Below are 18,422 nucleotides of genomic sequence, written 5' to 3'. Positions count from 1 at the left end.
GTTCCGTTTAGGCCTGTTTCACGATGATGGTTTCGATGACGTTGGCGACGTCTTCGCACTTATCGGTGGCCGTTTCCAGCGCGCTGAGCACTTCCTTTATCTTGATGATCTGAATGGCGTCTTTTTCGTCTTCGAACAGGCGTGCAACCGCGTTATCGAAGATGTCGTCCGCGTGGTTTTCGATGCTGTTGACACGCACCAGAGCTTCGCGGACCTTCATCTGGTTCTTCATGCTGCGCAATCCGCTGATCGCGTTGTACAGTTCATTGGAACAGCTCATGATCAACTCGGCGAGTTTGACCATGCTCGGGTGCATCGTTTCGACCTTGTACAGTTCAATGCGTTTGGCGGAGCCGTGGATGTAGTCGAGTACGTCGTCGAGTCCGCTGGCGAGGCGCTGCAAATCTTCCCGGTCGAAGGGAGTAATGAAGGTCTTACTGGTTTCGTTGAAGATCTGGTGGGTGATCTCGTCGCCGGTATGTTCCAGTTTTTCAATCTGGCGGAAAAGCGGTATGCGTTTTTCCGGACTGGAGGTATTCATCAGTTCGTACAGGACTTTGGAAACCGCCACCAGGTTGGCGGAAGCCTGTTCGAGCATGGGATAGAATTTCCGGTCTTTGGGAACGAAGAGTTGAATGAAACTGTTGGCCGACATGAGGTGTGGAAGTTGAACGGGGGCAAAGTAACGAAAAAGCAAGGAACACGGGATTCCCAAGTACCCTCATTTGCTATCTTTGGCGGGCATGACGCGCATCGCTGTATTCGCTTCCGGTTCAGGAAGTAATGCCGAAAAAATCATCCGTTATTTTCAACAACATCCGGCGATACGGGTCAGTTGGGTGTTGACCAACAATCCCAATGCCGGTGTGATCGGTCGTGCAAAAGCGCTGCATGTCCCTTGTCACCTGTTCGACCGACGGCAATTCCGCGAAACAACCGCTGTAGTCGAATTCCTGAAATCGGAGAAGATCGATTTGGTCGTCCTTGCCGGTTTTCTCTGGCTGGTGCCGGCCAACCTGATCGACGCTTTTCACGGGAGGATCATCAACATCCATCCCGCTTTACTACCGCAGTTCGGCGGCAAGGGTTTTTACGGCGAACACGTTCACCGTGCTGTCATCGAGTCCGGCCAGCCGATTTCCGGCATCACGGTACACGCGGTGAATGAGCAGTTCGATTCGGGCGATATACTTTTTCAAGCCGCCTGTCATGTTGATCGGTCGGACAACGCCGATCAGCTCGCGCTCAAGATCCATGCCCTTGAACACCGTTATTTTCCGGTAGTCATCGAAAAGCTGATCGAATCCGGATTGCCCATCCCGGATTCGCGCGCGTGATGCTCCTTTGCCGAATCAAGTTCCTCTAAGAATCGTTTCGCGCCATCCAGCAGGAGGTGATCCGGATCCGCGATCAACCGATCGTCTTCAGCCGACCAGCCGGGTTCAAACAGAAACAAGCCTCTGGCTTTTGCCAGGGAATCCAAGTTTAAACGGGCCCGTTCGATCCCGGCATGTTCAAAGTAGCGCAGGAAAGCGGATCGTTTCGGTGTGCGCACAAGCGTTACCTGCCACCCGTGTTGTTTGCAGCAATCAAGGATCGTGTTCAGGTAGCGTAGATTTTCCGGAAACAGGCGTTCGTCAAATCTTGATCTGCTGTTTTCGATGGCCCTGACTTTGCAAGCGATCGTATCGTCCAGTGGCAGGGAGAGTCGGTCGCGAACGATCGGAAGTTCGGCACTTCCGTTCCGCTCTTTGAACAGGTACGAAAGGTCCCGATTTGACCGGAAAAAATTACTGCGCGCCATCCAGCGATCGGAAAGGCGATCATTGTACAGGGTGTCACCGTAACGATATAAGACCCGGTTGATCCAGGCCTGGCCGTGTAAGGTCTGATTGTAGCCCAGTATTTCCGGATCGGCATACAAGACCACTTCTTTCAGACGGGGAAGAGCATCCTGCTGGCGGTTCAGCAGCACTTTTGTCCAGAACAAGTCCATCCCCACAAATGCCAGCGAGGCGGAGCGCACCTTGCGCATGGAATCCGAGGCGGCTTTTAAGGGTATGATATGCGAATTGCCGAGGAAAAGCACTTCAGCCTGGGTTTGTTCCATCCGGAATTGCGCGTACTGTCCGTCGAGGCCAATGGAATAGTCGCGGTAGCGCCATTCAAGCAAGCCATACACCACACCCATGAAGGCTAATAGAAGAAAGAGTTCCAGAATCAGCCTGCGCATGTCAGAATTGAAAATAGATGAACGATTGGGCCTCGAAGACGCCGTATAACAGGATCAGCACGGCCAGGGCTGCATGCCAGCCGTAAGCCGCCCATCGCCGGGAAGGAGCAGCGGAGGCTGTTCCGGGTTGATGCCATTGACGCCATTCGGCAAGAAAGAGCAGGAGCAGCAGGAGCAGATCCGTAATGAACGACTGTGTAGTGATGAGCGGCAGACCGATCCATCCTGCCGATGGTCGAAACAAGCCGGCAAAGACTTGCATAGCGTCGTCGAAGCTGTCGGCGCGAAAGAAGACCCATGCCAGGCAAACGCCCGTAAAGGTGAGCAGGCGATTCAGGATCGTTGAACTTCGACCGTTGGGGAATAACAGGCGCTCGGTGATCAGAAAGAAACCGTGGATCAGTCCCCAGACTACGAACGTCCAGCTCGCGCCATGCCAGAGACCGCTCAGCGCGAAAACGATCAGCAGGTTACGGATTTCTTTGATGATCGGAACCCTATTCCCGCCCAGGGGAATGTAGACGAAGTCGCGGAACCATTGTGAAAGCGAGATGTGCCAACGGGTCCAGAATTCACGGAAGCTGGCGCTGAAATACGGATGACGGAAATTCTCCATCAACCGGAAACCCATTACTTGCGCGGCGCCCAATGCGATGTCACAGTACCCGGAAAAATCCGCGTAGATCTGAATGGAGAAAAAGAGAATCGCCCACACCATCGTGATGCCGCCATATCCCTCGGGTTCCCGAAAGATGGGATCCACAAACAAAGACAAACGGTCGGCGACGACGATCTTTTTGAAAAGCCCCCAGAGCATACGCACCAGCCCTTTGCTGATACGTCCGTAATCGATCGTATGATGTTCCCGGAATTGCGGTAACAATTGTCCCGGTCGTTCGATGGGACCCGCCACCAATTGCGGATAAAACATGACGTACAACGCGTAAATGCCGAGATGGCGCTCGGCTTTTTGCCGGCCGTAGTACACGTCGAAGGTGTAGCTCATCGCCTGAAACGTATGAAAACTCAACCCGACCGGCAGCACCACATCCAGCACGGGCAATCGCAAGGGGGATCCGGTCCAGCCGGTCAGCGCCGCCAGGTTTTCGTCCAGAAACCCCCAATACTTGAAGAACGCCAGAATGCCGATGTTGGCGATCAGGCTGGCACCCAGCCACCTCCGGCGGACCCGGAAATCGCTGCTGCGTTCCATCAGCAGGCCGGCGGCGTAGTCGATACCGATCGTCAGTGCCAGAACAAGAATGTAAACCGGCCGGAAGTACATGTAAAACACGCAACTGGCCAGTAGTAACCACCACCAACGTTGCCCTGGCCGCAGCAGGAAGTACCCGAACGTCACCAGGGGAAAAAACAGCGCGAAGGCGAGGGAGTTGAACAGCATCTTTCGGCAGGGCGTGTAAAAAAAAGAATAGTTTTGAGAAGATGAACTTCTGTGTCGTTTTATCGTTAACAGACATTTGTTTCCATTCACCGGCGTGCGTCATCTGTTCAGAAATCCGGCAAATTCATCGCTTGCGTTCGCGTTGATCTTCGCGATCGTCGCATTGCTTGCCATGCGGTTCGGCAGCGCGCCTCCTGCGGAGGTCCTGAAGGAAGCATCTGTTCGTCTGGCCGAACTGGATGAGCGGATGGGCCAGTTGACCCGCGAACTTTCGGGCCCCGTCGCATCTTCCGAGTTCCACAAACGATTTCTGCACGACAACGGAACGGAAGACGGAATCAGCGTCTATGTACGCGAACACGGCTGGTTAACCGACTGGTCGGATAACAATCCCGACTTCATCAACCAGCCACCCGATTCGCTTACGGACCGCCGTTTGTTGCGGCTTCCGAACGGATGGTATTACCTGCGCACGGCTACTTCCGGAGACCGGACCGTCTTTGTGCTGTTGGAGGTTCGTACAGCCTTCGCTTACGAGAATCAATATCTGCGGAATACATTCAATCCGGTTCTCGGAATACCGGAATCAGCCAAGGAAGTTCCAACTGCCGGGGCGGAATTATCGGGCCCCGACGGAAGATCCTGGTTCCGGCTCGACTGGAATCCGCAGGAAAACAGCGGACCGGTACAGCGGACCGCAACACTACTCGCCTTTTTACTCGCGAGTATTGGCTGCTGGTTGTGGGCGGTACGTCTCCATCTCCTTCCGGGTATATTGTTGACGCTTCTGCCCTGGACGTTGCGGCTGTTCATGATCATCGCCCACTGGCCGGCTGCCTTGTACACAGGGGAACTGTTCAGCCCGCGGTACTATGCCAGTTCTGTACTCTTCAATTCGCTCGGCGACTTCCTGCTGAATGCTTTCATGGCCGTTGGTACTGCATATGTCGTGTACCGAAGGGCCCGGAAAACGCGACGTATCCGACCGATCACCGTGATCGCCTGCCTGCTCGCCGCGGTGATCGTGCTGTTGTCCTTGCATGATCTACTGCACGGACTGGTGCTCAATTCCAGGATATCGTTCAATGTCGCTGACTTTTCTTCGCTTGACCGTTATACACTCCTGGCTGGCGCTTCAGTAGTACTGTGGTTGACGGCCCTGCTGCTGGTCCTGGCTACTCTGGTTAAGTTGTCATGGCCGGTTCGTTATACGGATACGCTTGGTTTCGTAGTACTCCTCGCGCTGAGCGGTTATACCGCGGTTGCGTTTCAGTCATTCAACCGGGAAAAAGAACTCGAGACACGGAAATTGCTGGCACAGAAGATCGATGCGCGACAGGACCACGTTGCGGAATACCTGTTGCAGGAGCAACTGCTGTCGATTCCGCGCGATCAGCAACTGAAGAAACTGCTGGATCTCCAGTTCAACCGCGCCGAAGCGATCAAAACCCATATCGCCACGACCAACCTGACAGGCTATCTGAGCAAGTTCGAGCTGTCGGTACGCCTGTTCCGATCCGATGGTGTGCAACAGGATTCCGCCGATACCCGCACCTTGGATGAGTTCCGCCGTGCAGCGGTCGATCTTGGCCGCCCGACCATCGCTCCGGACCTGTATTATTTACCGAATGAATCCGGACAACTCGCCTACATCGGATTTGTGCGACTGGGTTCGGATACGGCCGCTACCTGGTTAGCCCTGACGTTCGACGCAAGATTCTTCCCCGCCGGTTCCGGTTTTCCGGAGTTGTTCGTGAGTGGCACAGCCCGGGAAAGCCGTTGGCCGGAAGCCTATTCTTTGGCCCGGTACAACCGCGATGCCCTGGTATTCGAATATGGCAGTTATTCGTACGCGTTTACTCCTGACGAATTCCCGACGGATTCCAGTGACTACACGCAGGTGGTTCGGAACGGCTTCGAGCACCTCTTGTACCGCCCATCAACCGGTACACTCATCGTGGTCAGCCGCCCGGCACCTCGTCCGATCGATGTATTGACGCTCTTCAGTTGGGTCTTCAGTTTCATCGGCGGTTTTCTGGCGATCGCCTGGATGGTCTATCGATTGACCTCCGGTCAAACCGCATCAACCGGAACCTTGACCCGCAGGATACAGGTATCGGTCTTCTCCCTCGTTGTTCTCTCCTTCGCAGCCATCGGTACGGGCACGGTCTGGTACATCCAACGGAAGTATGCCGACGATCAGCGCAAGAGCATCGCGGAACAGGTGAACGGCTTGTGGTTGCTGATCAACGATCAACCGTCGGTACATTCGCCCTTATCGGGTACTTCACCGCTTCCGTTCGAGCCGACACTCTCGCGCGTCGCCGCGAACACGAACATCGACTACAACCTCTTCGACGAACGCGGACAACTCTACTATTCTTCCCAGCCGCGCATCTTCGACCAGGGAATCGTTTCGACCCGGATGAATCCGGAAGCGTTTCTCGAATTGCAGGAGGAGCGACGCACGCAGTTCATCCACCGGGAAAGTGTGGGTCGACTGCGGTATGTCGCCGCCTATGCGCCGTTCACCGATGAACGCGGCAACATCACGGGGTATCTTCACTTACCGTATTTCGAAAAGCAAAACGAACTCAACCAGGAGATCTCCGGATTTATCTCCGCTTTGCTCAACATCTATGTATTGCTCTTCGCCATCGCCTTGCTCTTTACCCTGCTGATCTCCGCGCGCATCACCCAGCCGCTTTCCGTCTTGCAGGAAAAGCTTGCCGGCATACGACTTGGCCGCCGGAACGAGGAGATCGCCTATTCGGGAGCCGACGAGATCGGCGCCCTGGTGAACGAATACAACCGGCTGGTCTCCGAACTGGCGATCAGCGCCGACAAACTGGCACGCAGCGAACGCGAATCCGCCTGGCGGGAAATGGCGCGTCAGGTAGCACACGAGATCAAAAACCCGTTGACACCGATGAAATTGTCGGTACAACATCTTCAGCGTACGGTTTCGGACGGAACGACCGACGCTGCGCAAGTGCGTCGCGTGACGGAAACCCTGTTGCAGCAGATCGAAACCCTGTCGAACATCGCCGGCGCGTTCTCCGACTTCGCCCGCATGCCCGCAGCACAGCGCGTGGTACTTGATCTTCGCAGCGTATTACGCCCGACCGTTGATCTATTCCGGGATTCTCCCGGCTTGCGCATCGACTATTCCGAACCCGCGCGGGCATGTTTTGTCCTGGCCGACAAGGACCAGCTCTCGCGGGTGTTTCAGAACCTGCTGAAGAATGCTGTTCAGGCAATTCCGGATGAACGCGTGGGATTGATCGAAGTGAAACTGGAAGCGAAGGATTCCGGCTGGGAAGTATCCGTGACAGATAACGGAATCGGCATTCCGGAATCGCAGCGCGAGCGGATCTTCGTGCCGAATTTTACGACCAAGTCGGGCGGTACCGGACTTGGCCTCGCCATGGTGTACAACATCGTGACACAGAGCGACGGCCGTGTTGGATACGAAAGCACGGAAAACCTGGGTACCCGGTTTCACGTCTGGCTTCCCGAAGCCCGTACCGAAACCGTATCTTAGCCGTCCACTCAAGAGACTATGTCACGTCCGATCCGTGTTCTGATCGCCAAGGTCGGCCTCGATGGCCATGATCGCGGCGCGAAAGTCATCGCTTCCTTCCTGCGCGACGCGGGTATGGAAGTCATTTACACCGGGCTGCGCCAGACGCCGGAAATGGTGGTGAATGCCGCCCTGCAGGAAGATGTGGATGTGATCGGCGTGAGTATCCTGTCCGGCGCGCACAATACGGTGTTCCCGAAGATCATCCAACTCATGAAGGACAAAGGCCTGAACGATGTCCTGCTGACCGGTGGCGGAATCATTCCGGATGCCGACATGAAAAAACTCATGGATCTCGGCGTCGGCCGGCTGTTTCCGCCCGGTACCGACACCAATGTCGTCGTCGACTACATCCGCAACGAAGTCGACGCTCGTCGCAGAAACTGATCCTTCAAGATTCAGTCGTCTATCCTCGTCCCTCGTCCCTCGCCCCATCTCCATGAAGACCTACACCAACATTCTCCTCCACATCGAAAACGGAATCCTTACCATCTCGGTGAACCGTCCCGACAAGCTGAATGCACTCAACCAAGAGACCATCCAGGAGATCGGTGACGCGGTGAAAACGGCGGAGCGGGATCCTGCGATCGCGGGGATCATCCTGACCGGTGTGGGGGCCAAGGCATTTATCGCCGGTGCCGACATCTCCGAATTTTCTTCCTACAGCATCGAACAGGGTCAGGCCCTGAGTGCTGCCGGACATGAAGTCTTCAATTCCGTGGAGCGCTGCACCAAGCCGGTCATCGCAGCCGTAAACGGATTCGCGCTGGGCGGAGGTTGCGAACTGGCCATGGCCTGTCACTTGCGTATCGCATCCGACAATGCGAAGTTCGGTCAACCCGAAGTGAAGCTGGGCCTGATCCCCGGTTACGCGGGTACCCAACGATTGGTCCAGTTGATCGGAAAAGGGAAGGCACTGGAGTTGTTGATGACGGCCGACATGATCGGAGCGGAGGAAGCGCACCGGCTGGGGTTGGTCAACTATGTCGTACCGCAGGACCAGCTCATGGCAAAGACGTTGGAACTGATGAGCAAGATCACAGCCCAATCTCCCCGCGCGATCGCCGGTATCGTGCGCTGTGTGGATGCTTTTTACAAGGAAGGTGTCGACGGATTCCAATTCGAGATCGAAGAGTTCGGACGCTGCTTCGGTACCGACGATTTCAAGGAAGGCGTGTCGGCATTTCTGGAAAAACGGAAAGCCAATTTCGTGCGTTCCTGATCTCGAGTTTACTTAGCCCGGGAATGTCGTATTCATTCGACCATAAAAACGCCGTTCGTGAAGTCCATCCGTACGCGATGCTCTTCCACAAAGGCGACCCCGAAGACCCCTTCCGGTCGAACCCCGTTTAGGTTACCGCTTTCGATCCGTTCAACCAGTCGCGTGTGCGCGCGACTCCTGCCACCGGCATTAAGGATCACGTCGTAAAAGGTTGCAGCACGGTAGTTCGTGAATCCACCTGCCCCGCCGATCCGGGTTTCGATCGAATCGATCCTGCTGCTGTCCTGGATCCTTCCATGCATCGCGGCGAATGCCTGCGTCGGATAACCGCCGAAGTCGATCTGAAACAGCAACGTATCCTGACAACCTTCCATCCTCGTGGTTACTTGCGGTATGCCGTACCACGACAGATTGCGCGGCTGCGTTGCCGGTTGCGGGCGGCGTAGGGTCAGACGTTCAGCTGCAAAGTCGAGGGTCATGTCTACCGATTGCATCAATGGCCACCCAAGGATCGCCTTGAAACCGGCAACGCGGATTCCCGCGACACGGAACTCGAGCAGTCGGTCGTCCAGGATACCGCAGGGCACGTTACGCCAGGTAATAGCACCGATCCGGATGCTGTCGATGATTCCCGCTTGCATACGAAGTTGCTTTGCTGAAGCGGAACTAACCGGCGCAGTGACATCTCCATCCGTTTTCACCTGCAGTTTAGAAGCAAGGCTGGACGAAAGAATGCAGATGCCGGCTCCGGTGTCCCAGCAAGCCCGGGCTTTTCTTCCGTTGATGACGGCTTCGAGCGTAGGATTTTCCGAGACACGCAAGGGCATGGGAACCGTACTGCTGTCGCGATCAAAGCGGACTGTTTGACGCTCGTGCCTTCCGAAGAATCGGTAAAAGTCCCGTTCGGCGGCCTGGCCGCTGGTATCAGCGCCCGGTGTCGCGGGAAGATCAGCCAGGGCATTCCATTCGCCGGCCAGGAATAACAATTGACCGTCTGCTTCTATCGCCAATGCGCGAGTCAGGCTGTCGTCCGATTGCAGCAGGGTATGAAAAGTGCGCTGGGCTTCAGCGTAAGCGCCGGAAAGACATAACCGGAATCCGTCGATGAGGCGGCTGCGATCCGCAGCAGCGCCGTCAGCGCGATTGGCCAACCGGGACGCCGCTTGCCAGTCACGCCGTTGCAAAGCGGTCAGGAAATCATCTGCGGCAGTCGCCCTGATGCCGGAAAGTAAAAGATGAAAAAGTATACAGACACGTACTGCTCCCATCTGAGTCAGGTGAATCAGTTCCGGGCGCAAGATAGCTTCCCGGTTTTTCCGGAAGCGTTAAGGGTTGGTTAGCGTTCGAAGGTCACGTACGTGGCCGAGGCCGTAGCGCCATTCGTATACAAGCGAAACTTGTGATTGGAAAAATCGCGGACCTTGAACGTACGGTTCAGGCGGTTCTCGGGATTGGCGTTGCCAAAGGAGATCTTCACGCCCATGTCGCCCTGTGCATTGATGTACCAGCTGCCACGAACGGTTTGGCCAAGGGAATCCGTAGAGGTCGCGGTGCCGTCGGAATTGAACACGAAGGTGCGGCCTTTGAACTGCCTGGAGTAATAGGTGCCGAGATCCTGGATCTGCGTAACCTGCCAACTGCCTTGCTTCATGGTGCTTTCGACCGTGTCTTCCTTTACAATAGGATTTTCGTCCTTATTGCAGGCGAAGAGTACGACGAAAAGGGAAAGGAGCAGGAGGGAAGCGGTTGCGCGTTTCATGGTATCGGATGGTGGTGCACGAATGTAGTCAACTTGCGTAAGCCCTCCAAACCCGCGCTGGTAGCGACTTTTAGCGTAAATAACCCTTACCGTGCGTCAGGATTTCGCCGTCGCTGGTCAGCCGGTAGAGATAAATTCCTGCCGCCAGTTCCGGTTGCAGGCGCTGCACCGAGCGGTGGTCGAGCGGATAACTTCCGCAGGACCTTCCGGTCGCATCGAACAGTTCCAGTCGAAGCGTTCCTTTCAGAGCCAGCAATGCATCGGAAAGAGTGATCCTCACCGAACCGCCTTCCGGCCATTCGACGAACGTACCGTCCGATTCGAAATCGAGCACATCCACCGGACTGTCCGGATCATCGTAACCCAGGTGAAAGGTATGGGCATTGTAATCACCAAATCCATAGACCACCGCCTGGAAACCAAGTGGACTGGTCAGTCGGTGCGGGCCGGAGTTGATCGCGACTCGGGCGAAGGAGAAGCCGGGCAGGGAAGGGACCGGAGAAAAGTTGACCGTGTTGCCGTCCAATTGCAATGCGTTTACGCCGGAAGTAGCTGTGAGAATGTTCACGAAATGACTGCTCACATATTGTTGTCCTGAAGGGCCATCCAGTGAGACCCAGGATACATCTTCTTTTTTCAATTCAAGGGGAACCAAGTTCACCATCGACGGATCGCCCAGCATGCTGGTGTTGCATTGTTGGCTCTTGTTGAACTGACTCATCAGGATCAGCTTCGTCGAACTGAACGTGGAAGCCGTGGCCAGCAGGGTGTCGAAGTATTCTCCGCGATTCAGCGTAGTCACCGTCGTGCCGTTGATGCTCAGGATGCAACTGTCCTGCAGGGAAAGCGTTCGGAAGATATCACCGCCTTGACCGAGAAACGGAACGGTAACATAGAACTTCCCGGAACGTTCGATGGGATAACATTCGTCGTACAAGGTATTGTCGGCTCCCAGACAATGCACATGCGCCTGACGGGCGCCGCCGAACACGGCGACTTTACCGCCGGTGAGTACCCGCACCCGGCTGCCGGTCAGGTCACCGTACGATTGCAACTGGAAGGTTTGCCCTTCGTCGATGCGTACGTTGAAAGGTACATTCGGCGGGCGGAAGTTGATGGTCACGTCCGAAGGCGTTATTTCCAATACGGTACTGTCTCGTGTGGCCAGCACCACGAATTCGGAGGGTGAATTTCCAGACAGATCCTCTTGGGCCATCACGGTGTATTCCGTCGCCATCTCGTCGATCGGCAATACGATCGACGCGTCCGAGAAGTAGAGGCGATGATGGTACGCGAAAACATCCACAGGATTGTTGGCGGTTATCTTGACGCCAAAATTGAAGATGGCTTCGTCGCCGGTTCCATAATAGATATTCTGGGGAAGTTGCACTTCCACGGGCTGGTTGGCAGTGACGATAAAGGGCACCGAGAATCCGGTGAAGGGAATCGACACGGCGCCCTGCGTGTTCACCGGGCTGCTGACGATCACCGAAAAATTCGGCATGCCATTGAACAGGAGATCCAGGTTCTCGCCGAAGGTGAGCCACAATTCCGTTCCCCGGGTGGATTGTCCCCGGGAAGAACTGGCAAACAAACTGAGGCCGAGTAAGACGCAGAGTAGCCGTAAACGCATGATAATAAGGTTGAACTGAGCCCATCAAGTTATAAAAAGGATGATTTATCCGGAATTTCAGCAGCCGCTTTAACTTTAGCCACAGATGGAGGCGGTGCATTTGCTGATTCAGGGACGGGTACAGGGTGTGTTTTTCCGAAAATTCACGCATCTGAAGGCCCTGGAGCTCAATATTCGGGGTTGGGTGCGCAACCTTCCCGATGGCCGGGTGGAGGTCGTGGCCGAAGGGGACCCTGAACGACTCCAGCGATTCATCCACTGGTGTCACGAAGGACCGGAGGCCGCGCGCGTCGACGAAGTAGAAATCCACCCCACCCCCTTGAAAAATTTCCGCGAGTTCGTCATTGTGAGATGAGCATTGAAGGAAATTTGACCACCTGGTTTTCGTTAGCACTGATCCTGAAACGACTATCGGAATCGGTTTGGGCGTACGGAACTACCGCCGGAATGTGAACTCCTGACCGGGACAGCGCACCAAGCAGATGCTGTTCAGATGGAGGTAGTGTATTGTTTATCCCGGATGGAACCATAACACGCTCCCAACCTGAAACTCGAAACCCGAAACCCGTTTGCCTGCCGAAGCTTTAGCGAAGGCAGGAAACTCGGAACCCTAAACCCACCTTGTCTCTCCTCAAAAAGCTCGCCTCCCAAACCGCCGTTTACGGTTTGAGCAGCATCCTCGGGCGTCTGCTGAACTACCTGCTGGTACCCTTGTACACACGGGTATTTGACACGGCGGAGTATGGGGTGGTGACGCAGTTGTACGCGTATGTGACATTTTTCAATGTGCTCTTTACGTACGGACTCGAGACCGCCTTCTTCCGGTTTTCCCAAACATCCGGTGATAACAAAAAGGTCTACTCAACCGGACTCTTATCCCTGCTGTTGACTTCGGTACTGGGTGCAGTAACGATCATCCTCGCTTCCGGCTGGTTGTCCGGTGAGCTGAGCGAAGGAACACGCACGGAGGATTATCCGCTCTACATTTCCTGTTTCGCGGCTGTGCTCGCCTTCGATGCCATCGCCACCCTGCCGTTTGCACGATTACGCCTTCAGAATCGCGCCACGCGCTTTGTGACCATCCGGCTGATCAGCATCCTGCTGAACGTCGGATTGAATTGCTTCTTCCTGCTTTACTGCCCCTACGCGATCAGGCAGGACCCGAACAGTTTCTGCGCAGCGCTCTATGATCCTTCGTTCGGAGTAGGGTATGTCTTCGTGATCAACGTGGTTACGAGCGGCATCACCTTATTACTCTTGTTGCCGGAGTTGTTACCTGTACGTTGGGGCTTCGACACGGCGCTCTGGAAAAACATGCTGCGCTATGGCTTCCCATTGATGATCGCCGGTTTCGCCGGGATGATCAACGAAACCATCGACCGGATCCTGTTACCGGAACTCGTGCGCGACCCTTCGACGTCCATGGTGCAACTGGGGATCTATGGTGCCTGCTACAAGCTGTCCATCCTCATGACCCTGTTCGTTCAGACGTTCCGCTACGCGGCCGAGCCGTTTTTCTTCACTCAAGCCGGCAAGGAAGACGCGCCGAAACTCTATGCGACCGTCATGCACTACTTTGTACTGGCGGGGGCGCTGATCTTCCTCGGTGTACAATTGTACATGGACTGGATCCAGGAGTTCATAGGCCCCGATTTCCGATCCGGGCTCGTCGTTGTCCCGATTCTGTTGATCGCCAACCTCTGCCTCGGCGTTTACCTCAACCTGTCGTTCTGGTACAAGATCACCGGACATACCCGATGGGGTGCCTGGTTCTCGGTTTTTGGCGCGGTCATCACCGTGGTGCTAAACGTCCTGCTGATCCCGTTCTTCGGCTATCTCGGGGCAGCCTGGGCGACGCTCGTCTGCTATGCTTCCATGATGGCGGTATCGTACTACTATGGCCAGCGGTATTATCCCGTCCCGTACGACCTGGCTGCCTTCGCCTACCTGATCGGCTCGGCACTCCTCATCTTTTTCCTCAGCGAATGGCTTCGCGGATTCAGCGGTTCTACCTGGCAAACTACGCTGATCAACTCCGGCCTCCTCCTGACCTGGATAGGTGTTGCAGCGGCCTATGAGCATCGGAAAAAGCTACCTTTGTCGAGACTATGGAGTCGGTAACAATTCGCGAAAATGCCATTTGAAATGTCATACGCGGATTTTCTACCGTCATTTCATTTTTAAAACCATCGAAACTCTACACGATGAACGTCAAGATCATCAATCGTTCCCGACACCCGCTACCTGCTTACGAAACGGCCCACGCCGCCGGCATGGACCTTCGCGCCTTCCTCGAAACTCCAATCGAGTTGAAACCCCTCGAGCGCGCGCTCGTACCCACGGGCTTGTTCCTCGAACTTCCGGTTGGTTATGAAGCGCAGGTGCGCCCGCGCAGCGGTCTCGCCGCCAAACGCGGCGTAACGGTTCTCAACTCCCCCGGCACGATCGACGCCGACTATCGGGGCGAAGTCAAGGTGATCCTGGTGAACCTGTCCAACGAAACCTTCCGCATCGAAGACGGCGAACGCGTCGCGCAACTGGTCGTCGCCCGCCACGAACGGGTGGAATGGACCGATGCCGAAGAACTCTCCCTCACCGATCGAGGCGCCGGTGGTTTCGGTTCAACAGGAAAATAAGGCAAGGCCACCTGGATGGTGCATTTGACGAAATCATTCAAGTTTAACTTCAATCAATAAATCGGGTAGCGATAGAATCGGGAAGGTAACGCGGGCATGCAAAACCCGAAACCCGAAACCCGGAACCCTGAACATTCAACCCACAAATGAAGATCATCGTCCCCATGGCCGGTATGGGCAAACGGATGCGGCCGCATACGCTGACCGTTCCGAAACCCCTCATTCCGGTAGCCGGAAAACCAATTGTCGAATGGCTGGTGGAAGACATCACGCGTACCTGTAAGGAAAAGGTCGACGAGATCGCTTACGTCATCGGCGACTTCGGAGCCGAAGTGGAAAAGCAACTCATTGCCATCGCCGAACGCCTTGGCGCCCGCGGAACCATCCACTACCAGGACGAGCCGCTGGGTACCGCCCACGCCATCCTCTGTGCCCAGAGCGCACTGCAGGGAAAGGTCATCGTGGCCTTCGCCGATACGCTGTTCCGTGCCGAGTTCACCATCGACGAAAGCCGCGACGGTGTAATCTGGGTCAACCGCATCGACGACCCCCGCATGTTCGGCGTGGTCAAGCTCGACGGTGAAGGATTCATCACCGATTTTGTCGAGAAACCACAGGAGTTCATCTCCGACCTGGCCATCATCGGGATCTATTATTTCAAGGACGGCGAATACCTGCGCAAGGAGCTGCAGTTCCTGCTCGACAACGACATCCGGGAAAAAGGCGAGTACCAGCTCACCAACGCGCTCGAGAACATGAAACGTAAAGGCACGCGTTTCGTCCCGGGTAAGGTGGAAGAGTGGCTCGACTGCGGTAATAAGGACGCCACCGTGCATACCAACAAGCGCGTGCTCGACTACCAGGCCGGCGCCGCGACCGTGGCCGCTTCCGTTAAACAGGAGCATTCGGTCATCATCCCGCCCTGTTTTATCGGAGAAAATGTCGTTTTGAAAAATTCCGTAGTCGGTCCGTTCGTTAGCATTGGCGCCAATTCCCGCATCGAGTCGTCGGTGGTGAGTAACAGCATCCTCCAAACCGGCGTGACGTTGAAGCATGCCAATGTCGACAACTCAATGATCGGGCATTCCGCGCAACTGCACCTTCGCCCCGAGCAATTGAGCATCAGCGATTACTCCACGTCCCACCATTGATCCGGTATCAACCCGCCCGCATGCGTAACTCCCGCTATTTCCTGTTCGCGCTTCTCCTCCTTGGCGCCTGTAAAAGTCAGGAGTCTGCCACCACGCGCGTGCAAACCCCGGCTGCGAAAGACGCGCTGACGCCCTCCCAACGGGCGGACGTGACCTACCTCTTCTTCAACGCGAACAAGGAAAAGATCCTCGGCAACTACAACGCCGCGGCCGACCTGTTCGCGGAGGTGATCCGAAAAGACCCGGGTAATGCCGCCGCCATGTACGAGCTGGCCGGCATCTTCATCGAGCAGAAAAAGTTCGGCGACGCGCTCTTCTTCGCCAAGTCGGCCTACAGCATCAATCCCGCCAACGAATGGTACGCGCAGACCTACGCGGAGGTCCTGCAACGCAACCGCCGCTTCACCGAAGCCGCCGCCGTTTGGGAACAACAGGTGAAGCGGAACCCCGACCGTTCCGATTTCTACCTGCAGTGGGCCGACGCGCTCATCTTCGCCGACAAGCCCGCCGAAGCGGTGAAGGCCTACGACAAGCTCGAAGACCGCACCGGCGTCAACAAAGACATCAGCACGGCCAAGGCGCGCATCTATCAGCGCATGGGCAAGAACGACCTGGCCGTATCCGAATTGCAGAAACTCATCGCCAACGACCCCAACGATCCCCAGGCCTACGGCATGCTGGCCGAGGTCTACCAGGCGATGGGACAGAAGGAAAAAGCGCTCGAGACCTACAACCGCATCCTCGAGATCGACCCGGACAATCCTTTCATCCACCTCTCGCTGGCCGATTACTACCGCAGCAATGGCGAGAAAGAGAAGTCGGTTGTCGAACTCAAGAAGGCGTTCAACAACCCGGAGCTGGGCATCGAAACCAAGATCAGTATCCTGAGTTCGTACTACGCCCTCATCGAGCTTCATCCGGAACTCAAAGAGCAGGCCATGGAGATGACCGAGCTGTTGGTCAAGACCCACCCGAGCGATCCCCGCGCCTTCGCCGTCCGCGGCGATTTCCTGATCCAGGAGAAAAAGTACGAAGAAGCCCGCGTCGCCTACCGCAAGGCACAGGAACTCGGCTCGAAGGAGTTCACCGTCATCAGCCAGATCCTCTTCCTCGACTCACAGTTGCAGGACTGGGACGCCATGATCCGCGACAGCGAGGAGGCGATGAACCTGTTCCCCGACCAGCCGCTGGTGTACTTCTTCAACGGCATCGCCAACAGCCAGAAGAAACAGTTCGCCAAAGCGGTGGCTTCGCTCAATGCCGGCGTCAAGCTGGTGGTCGATAACAAGGAGCTCGAATCGAATTTCTACGCCAGCCTCGGCGACGCCTACCAGGAGCTGAAGGACTTCGCGCGCAGCGACGAGAACTACGACAAGGCGCTGGATATCGATCCGAAGAACGCCAACGTGCTGAACAACTACGCCTATTACTTGTCCGTCCGCGGCGAGCGGCTCGAAAAGGCGGAGCAGATGTCGAAGCTTTCGAACGAGCTCGAACCCAACCAGGCTTCCTACGAAGACACCTACGGCTGGATCATGTTTCGCCTCGGCAGGTACAACGACGCCAAAGAGTGGATCGGCAAGTCACTGAAGAACGGCAGCGACAACAGCGCCACGGTGCTCGAACACTACGGCGATGTATTGTTCAAGCTGGGCGACAGCGCCGGCGCCCTCGACTACTGGCAGCGCGCAAAGAATGCCGGCGAAGGCGCTTCCGAGTTTTTGGAGAAGAAGATCCTGGAGCGGAAGTACGTCGAGTAAGCTGCCGCTTTCCTTCCTGTTTATCGTGTACCTGCAACCCGGCCCCGCCCGCCTGCCTTGATCTCGTGCAGGATGCCTACATTCGTTACCGGCCCATGAACTCCACACGTTTCGGAATAGCACTCGGCATTTTGATCAGCACACTTGTGCTTTTTTCGTCCTGCAAAACCAGCAAGAAGATCGTCGAGTCCGTGCCGGTCCCGGTGAAGGTGAAAGGCGATGATGCCGCAGCGGTATTCGACAGCGTCTCGGCCCGTGCCTTCCGCAGCGAATGGCTCACCGCCAAAGCGCAGGTGGATTATACCGACAAACGCGGCGAGACCAATTCGTTCGACGTGAACATGCGGCTCCGCAAGGACAGCCTGCTGTGGATCTCCATCACCCCGCTGCTGGGCATCGAAGCGGCCCGCGTACTCATCACGCCCGATTCGATCGTCATCCTCGACCGCGTACACAAGGAAGTGGCGATCCGCAAGTACGACTACCTCGAGGAAATGCTGCACGCGCCCGTCAGCTTCGCGATGATCCAGGCGGTGATCGCCGGCAACTACTTTCCTTACCGTACCAACGAAAAGATCAGATCCCTCTACGAGGAAGAACCCTACTTCATCCTCAGCACCCTCAACAAGCGCCAGGCCCGACGCGCGATGGAGGAGAAGGATCCCAACACGCCGGTCGTGCAGGATTTCTGGATCGACGGCAACTACCGCATCGCCAAAGCTAAGATCACCGACGACAAACTCGACCGCTGGGTCGAAGCACGCTATACCGCCTTCGACTCCGTCTCCACCGGCCTCTTCCCGCAACAAGTCATCGTCACGGTCTCCGGCTCCACACCGGTCATCATGAAGATCACCTACGACAAAATCACCCCCGACGAACCCGTCGCCATGCCGTTTACCGTGCCGGAGAAGTACGAACGCAAGTGAGTTTATTGTTCCGGGTTTCGGGTTTCGTGTTCCGGGTTATGGAGTTGAAGATGGGCGTCGAGGATTATCCCAAACACCACTTGACCGAACTAAACCCGGAACCCGGAACCCGGA

The 18,422-nt window shown here is 56.0% G+C and carries 16 protein-coding genes; 10 read left to right on the top strand and 6 right to left on the bottom strand.

Features of this window, described 5'->3' with window-relative positions; genetic code table 11:
- Window positions 1-7: 7 nt before the first annotated feature.
- Window positions 8-655 (bottom strand): DUF47 domain-containing protein, encoded by a 648-nt coding sequence (locus tag IPJ96_15385; protein ID MBK7911699.1) that lies wholly within the window; start codon window positions 653-655, stop codon window positions 8-10.
- Window positions 656-743: 88 nt separating this feature from the next.
- Between IPJ96_15385 and purN the strand changes: the two genes are divergently transcribed.
- Window positions 744-1,337 (top strand): phosphoribosylglycinamide formyltransferase, encoded by a 594-nt coding sequence (gene purN / locus IPJ96_15380; GenBank protein MBK7911698.1) that lies wholly within the window; start codon window positions 744-746, stop codon window positions 1,335-1,337.
- Here purN and IPJ96_15375 read toward each other — a convergent pair.
- Entirely contained in the window at window positions 1,271-2,233 is a 963-nt protein-coding gene (locus IPJ96_15375) for a hypothetical protein (GenBank protein ID MBK7911697.1), read from the bottom strand. The genes purN and IPJ96_15375 overlap by 67 nt on opposite strands.
- 1 nt (window position 2,234) lies before the next feature.
- Complete coding sequence (locus IPJ96_15370) at window positions 2,235-3,635, bottom strand: MBOAT family protein (protein ID MBK7911696.1); 1,401 nt, start codon at window positions 3,633-3,635, stop codon at window positions 2,235-2,237.
- Window positions 3,636-3,729: 94 nt separating this feature from the next.
- Here IPJ96_15370 and IPJ96_15365 point away from each other — a divergent pair, with 94 nt between their 5' ends.
- The 3 genes from IPJ96_15365 to IPJ96_15355 are packed head-to-tail and all read left to right on the top strand — an operon-like array spanning window position 3,730 to window position 8,440.
- Window positions 3,730-7,179: a HAMP domain-containing histidine kinase gene (locus IPJ96_15365; protein ID MBK7911695.1), complete on the top strand. Its 3,450-nt coding sequence runs from the start codon at window positions 3,730-3,732 to the stop codon at window positions 7,177-7,179.
- 18 nt (window positions 7,180-7,197) lie between these two features.
- A complete protein-coding gene (locus tag IPJ96_15360) occupies window positions 7,198-7,605 on the top strand; it encodes a cobalamin B12-binding domain-containing protein (GenBank protein ID MBK7911694.1) in 408 nt (135 codons plus the stop codon).
- Between the two features lie 52 nt (window positions 7,606-7,657).
- Complete coding sequence (locus IPJ96_15355) at window positions 7,658-8,440, top strand: enoyl-CoA hydratase/isomerase family protein (GenBank protein ID MBK7911693.1); 783 nt, start codon at window positions 7,658-7,660, stop codon at window positions 8,438-8,440.
- A 32-nt stretch (window positions 8,441-8,472) separates the two neighbouring features.
- Here the strand turns inward: IPJ96_15355 and IPJ96_15350 are convergent, their stop codons facing one another.
- The 3 genes from IPJ96_15350 to IPJ96_15340 form a co-directional block, all read right to left on the bottom strand.
- Window positions 8,473-9,708: a retropepsin-like domain-containing protein gene (locus IPJ96_15350; GenBank protein ID MBK7911692.1), complete on the bottom strand. Its 1,236-nt coding sequence runs from the start codon at window positions 9,706-9,708 to the stop codon at window positions 8,473-8,475.
- Between the two features lie 68 nt (window positions 9,709-9,776).
- Entirely contained in the window at window positions 9,777-10,199 is a 423-nt protein-coding gene (locus tag IPJ96_15345; protein MBK7911691.1) for a hypothetical protein, read from the bottom strand.
- Between the two features lie 70 nt (window positions 10,200-10,269).
- Window positions 10,270-11,832 carry an IgGFc-binding protein gene (locus IPJ96_15340; protein MBK7911690.1) on the bottom strand — a complete coding sequence of 521 codons (1,563 nt, stop codon included), beginning with the start codon at window positions 11,830-11,832 and terminating at the stop codon, window positions 10,270-10,272.
- Between the two features lie 85 nt (window positions 11,833-11,917).
- Between IPJ96_15340 and IPJ96_15335 the strand changes: the two genes are divergently transcribed.
- From IPJ96_15335 to IPJ96_15310, 6 genes are all read left to right on the top strand, one after another.
- Window positions 11,918-12,187 (top strand): acylphosphatase, encoded by a 270-nt coding sequence (locus IPJ96_15335; GenBank protein ID MBK7911689.1) that lies wholly within the window; start codon window positions 11,918-11,920, stop codon window positions 12,185-12,187.
- Between the two features lie 266 nt (window positions 12,188-12,453).
- A complete protein-coding gene (locus IPJ96_15330) occupies window positions 12,454-13,953 on the top strand; it encodes an oligosaccharide flippase family protein (GenBank protein ID MBK7911688.1) in 1,500 nt (499 codons plus the stop codon).
- Window positions 13,954-14,036: 83 nt separating this feature from the next.
- Complete coding sequence (dut, locus tag IPJ96_15325; GenBank protein MBK7911687.1) at window positions 14,037-14,468, top strand: dUTP diphosphatase; 432 nt, start codon at window positions 14,037-14,039, stop codon at window positions 14,466-14,468.
- Between the two features lie 146 nt (window positions 14,469-14,614).
- The gene (locus IPJ96_15320) at window positions 14,615-15,619 is read left to right on the top strand and encodes an NTP transferase domain-containing protein (GenBank protein ID MBK7911686.1); all 1,005 of its coding nucleotides are present in this window, start codon (window positions 14,615-14,617) and stop codon (window positions 15,617-15,619) included.
- A gap of 20 nt (window positions 15,620-15,639) precedes the next feature.
- Window positions 15,640-17,379 carry a tetratricopeptide repeat protein gene (locus IPJ96_15315; protein MBK7911685.1) on the top strand — a complete coding sequence of 580 codons (1,740 nt, stop codon included), beginning with the start codon at window positions 15,640-15,642 and terminating at the stop codon, window positions 17,377-17,379.
- A 95-nt stretch (window positions 17,380-17,474) separates the two neighbouring features.
- Window positions 17,475-18,308 carry a DUF4292 domain-containing protein gene (locus IPJ96_15310; protein ID MBK7911684.1) on the top strand — a complete coding sequence of 278 codons (834 nt, stop codon included), beginning with the start codon at window positions 17,475-17,477 and terminating at the stop codon, window positions 18,306-18,308.
- Window positions 18,309-18,422: the final 114 nt, after the last annotated feature.

The organism is Bacteroidota bacterium (assembly GCA_016713765.1).
GTDB lineage: Bacteria > Bacteroidota > Bacteroidia > AKYH767-A > 2013-40CM-41-45 > Pollutiaquabacter > Pollutiaquabacter aromativorans.
Note: the sequence above shows the minus strand (reverse complement) of the source record. Positions and strands in the feature narration are given on the sequence as shown.

Bases quoted from the DNA above. Each gene is read 5' to 3' on its own strand.
- IPJ96_15385 (MBK7911699.1), bottom strand. From the start codon at position 655: ATGTCGGCCAACAGTTTCATTCAACTCTTCGTTCCCAAAGACCGGAAA.
- purN (MBK7911698.1), top strand. From the start codon at position 744: ATGACGCGCATCGCTGTATTCGCTTCCGGTTCAGGAAGTAATGCCGAA.
- IPJ96_15375 (MBK7911697.1), bottom strand. From the start codon at position 2,233: ATGCGCAGGCTGATTCTGGAACTCTTTCTTCTATTAGCCTTCATGGGT.
- IPJ96_15370 (MBK7911696.1), bottom strand. From the start codon at position 3,635: ATGCTGTTCAACTCCCTCGCCTTCGCGCTGTTTTTTCCCCTGGTGACG.
- IPJ96_15360 (MBK7911694.1), top strand. From the start codon at position 7,198: ATGTCACGTCCGATCCGTGTTCTGATCGCCAAGGTCGGCCTCGATGGC.
- IPJ96_15355 (MBK7911693.1), top strand. From the start codon at position 7,658: ATGAAGACCTACACCAACATTCTCCTCCACATCGAAAACGGAATCCTT.
- IPJ96_15350 (MBK7911692.1), bottom strand. From the start codon at position 9,708: ATGGGAGCAGTACGTGTCTGTATACTTTTTCATCTTTTACTTTCCGGC.
- IPJ96_15345 (MBK7911691.1), bottom strand. From the start codon at position 10,199: ATGAAACGCGCAACCGCTTCCCTCCTGCTCCTTTCCCTTTTCGTCGTA.
- IPJ96_15340 (MBK7911690.1), bottom strand. From the start codon at position 11,832: ATGCGTTTACGGCTACTCTGCGTCTTACTCGGCCTCAGTTTGTTTGCC.
- IPJ96_15335 (MBK7911689.1), top strand. From the start codon at position 11,918: ATGGAGGCGGTGCATTTGCTGATTCAGGGACGGGTACAGGGTGTGTTT.
- dut (MBK7911687.1), top strand. From the start codon at position 14,037: ATGAACGTCAAGATCATCAATCGTTCCCGACACCCGCTACCTGCTTAC.
- IPJ96_15320 (MBK7911686.1), top strand. From the start codon at position 14,615: ATGAAGATCATCGTCCCCATGGCCGGTATGGGCAAACGGATGCGGCCG.
- IPJ96_15315 (MBK7911685.1), top strand. From the start codon at position 15,640: ATGCGTAACTCCCGCTATTTCCTGTTCGCGCTTCTCCTCCTTGGCGCC.
- IPJ96_15310 (MBK7911684.1), top strand. From the start codon at position 17,475: ATGAACTCCACACGTTTCGGAATAGCACTCGGCATTTTGATCAGCACA.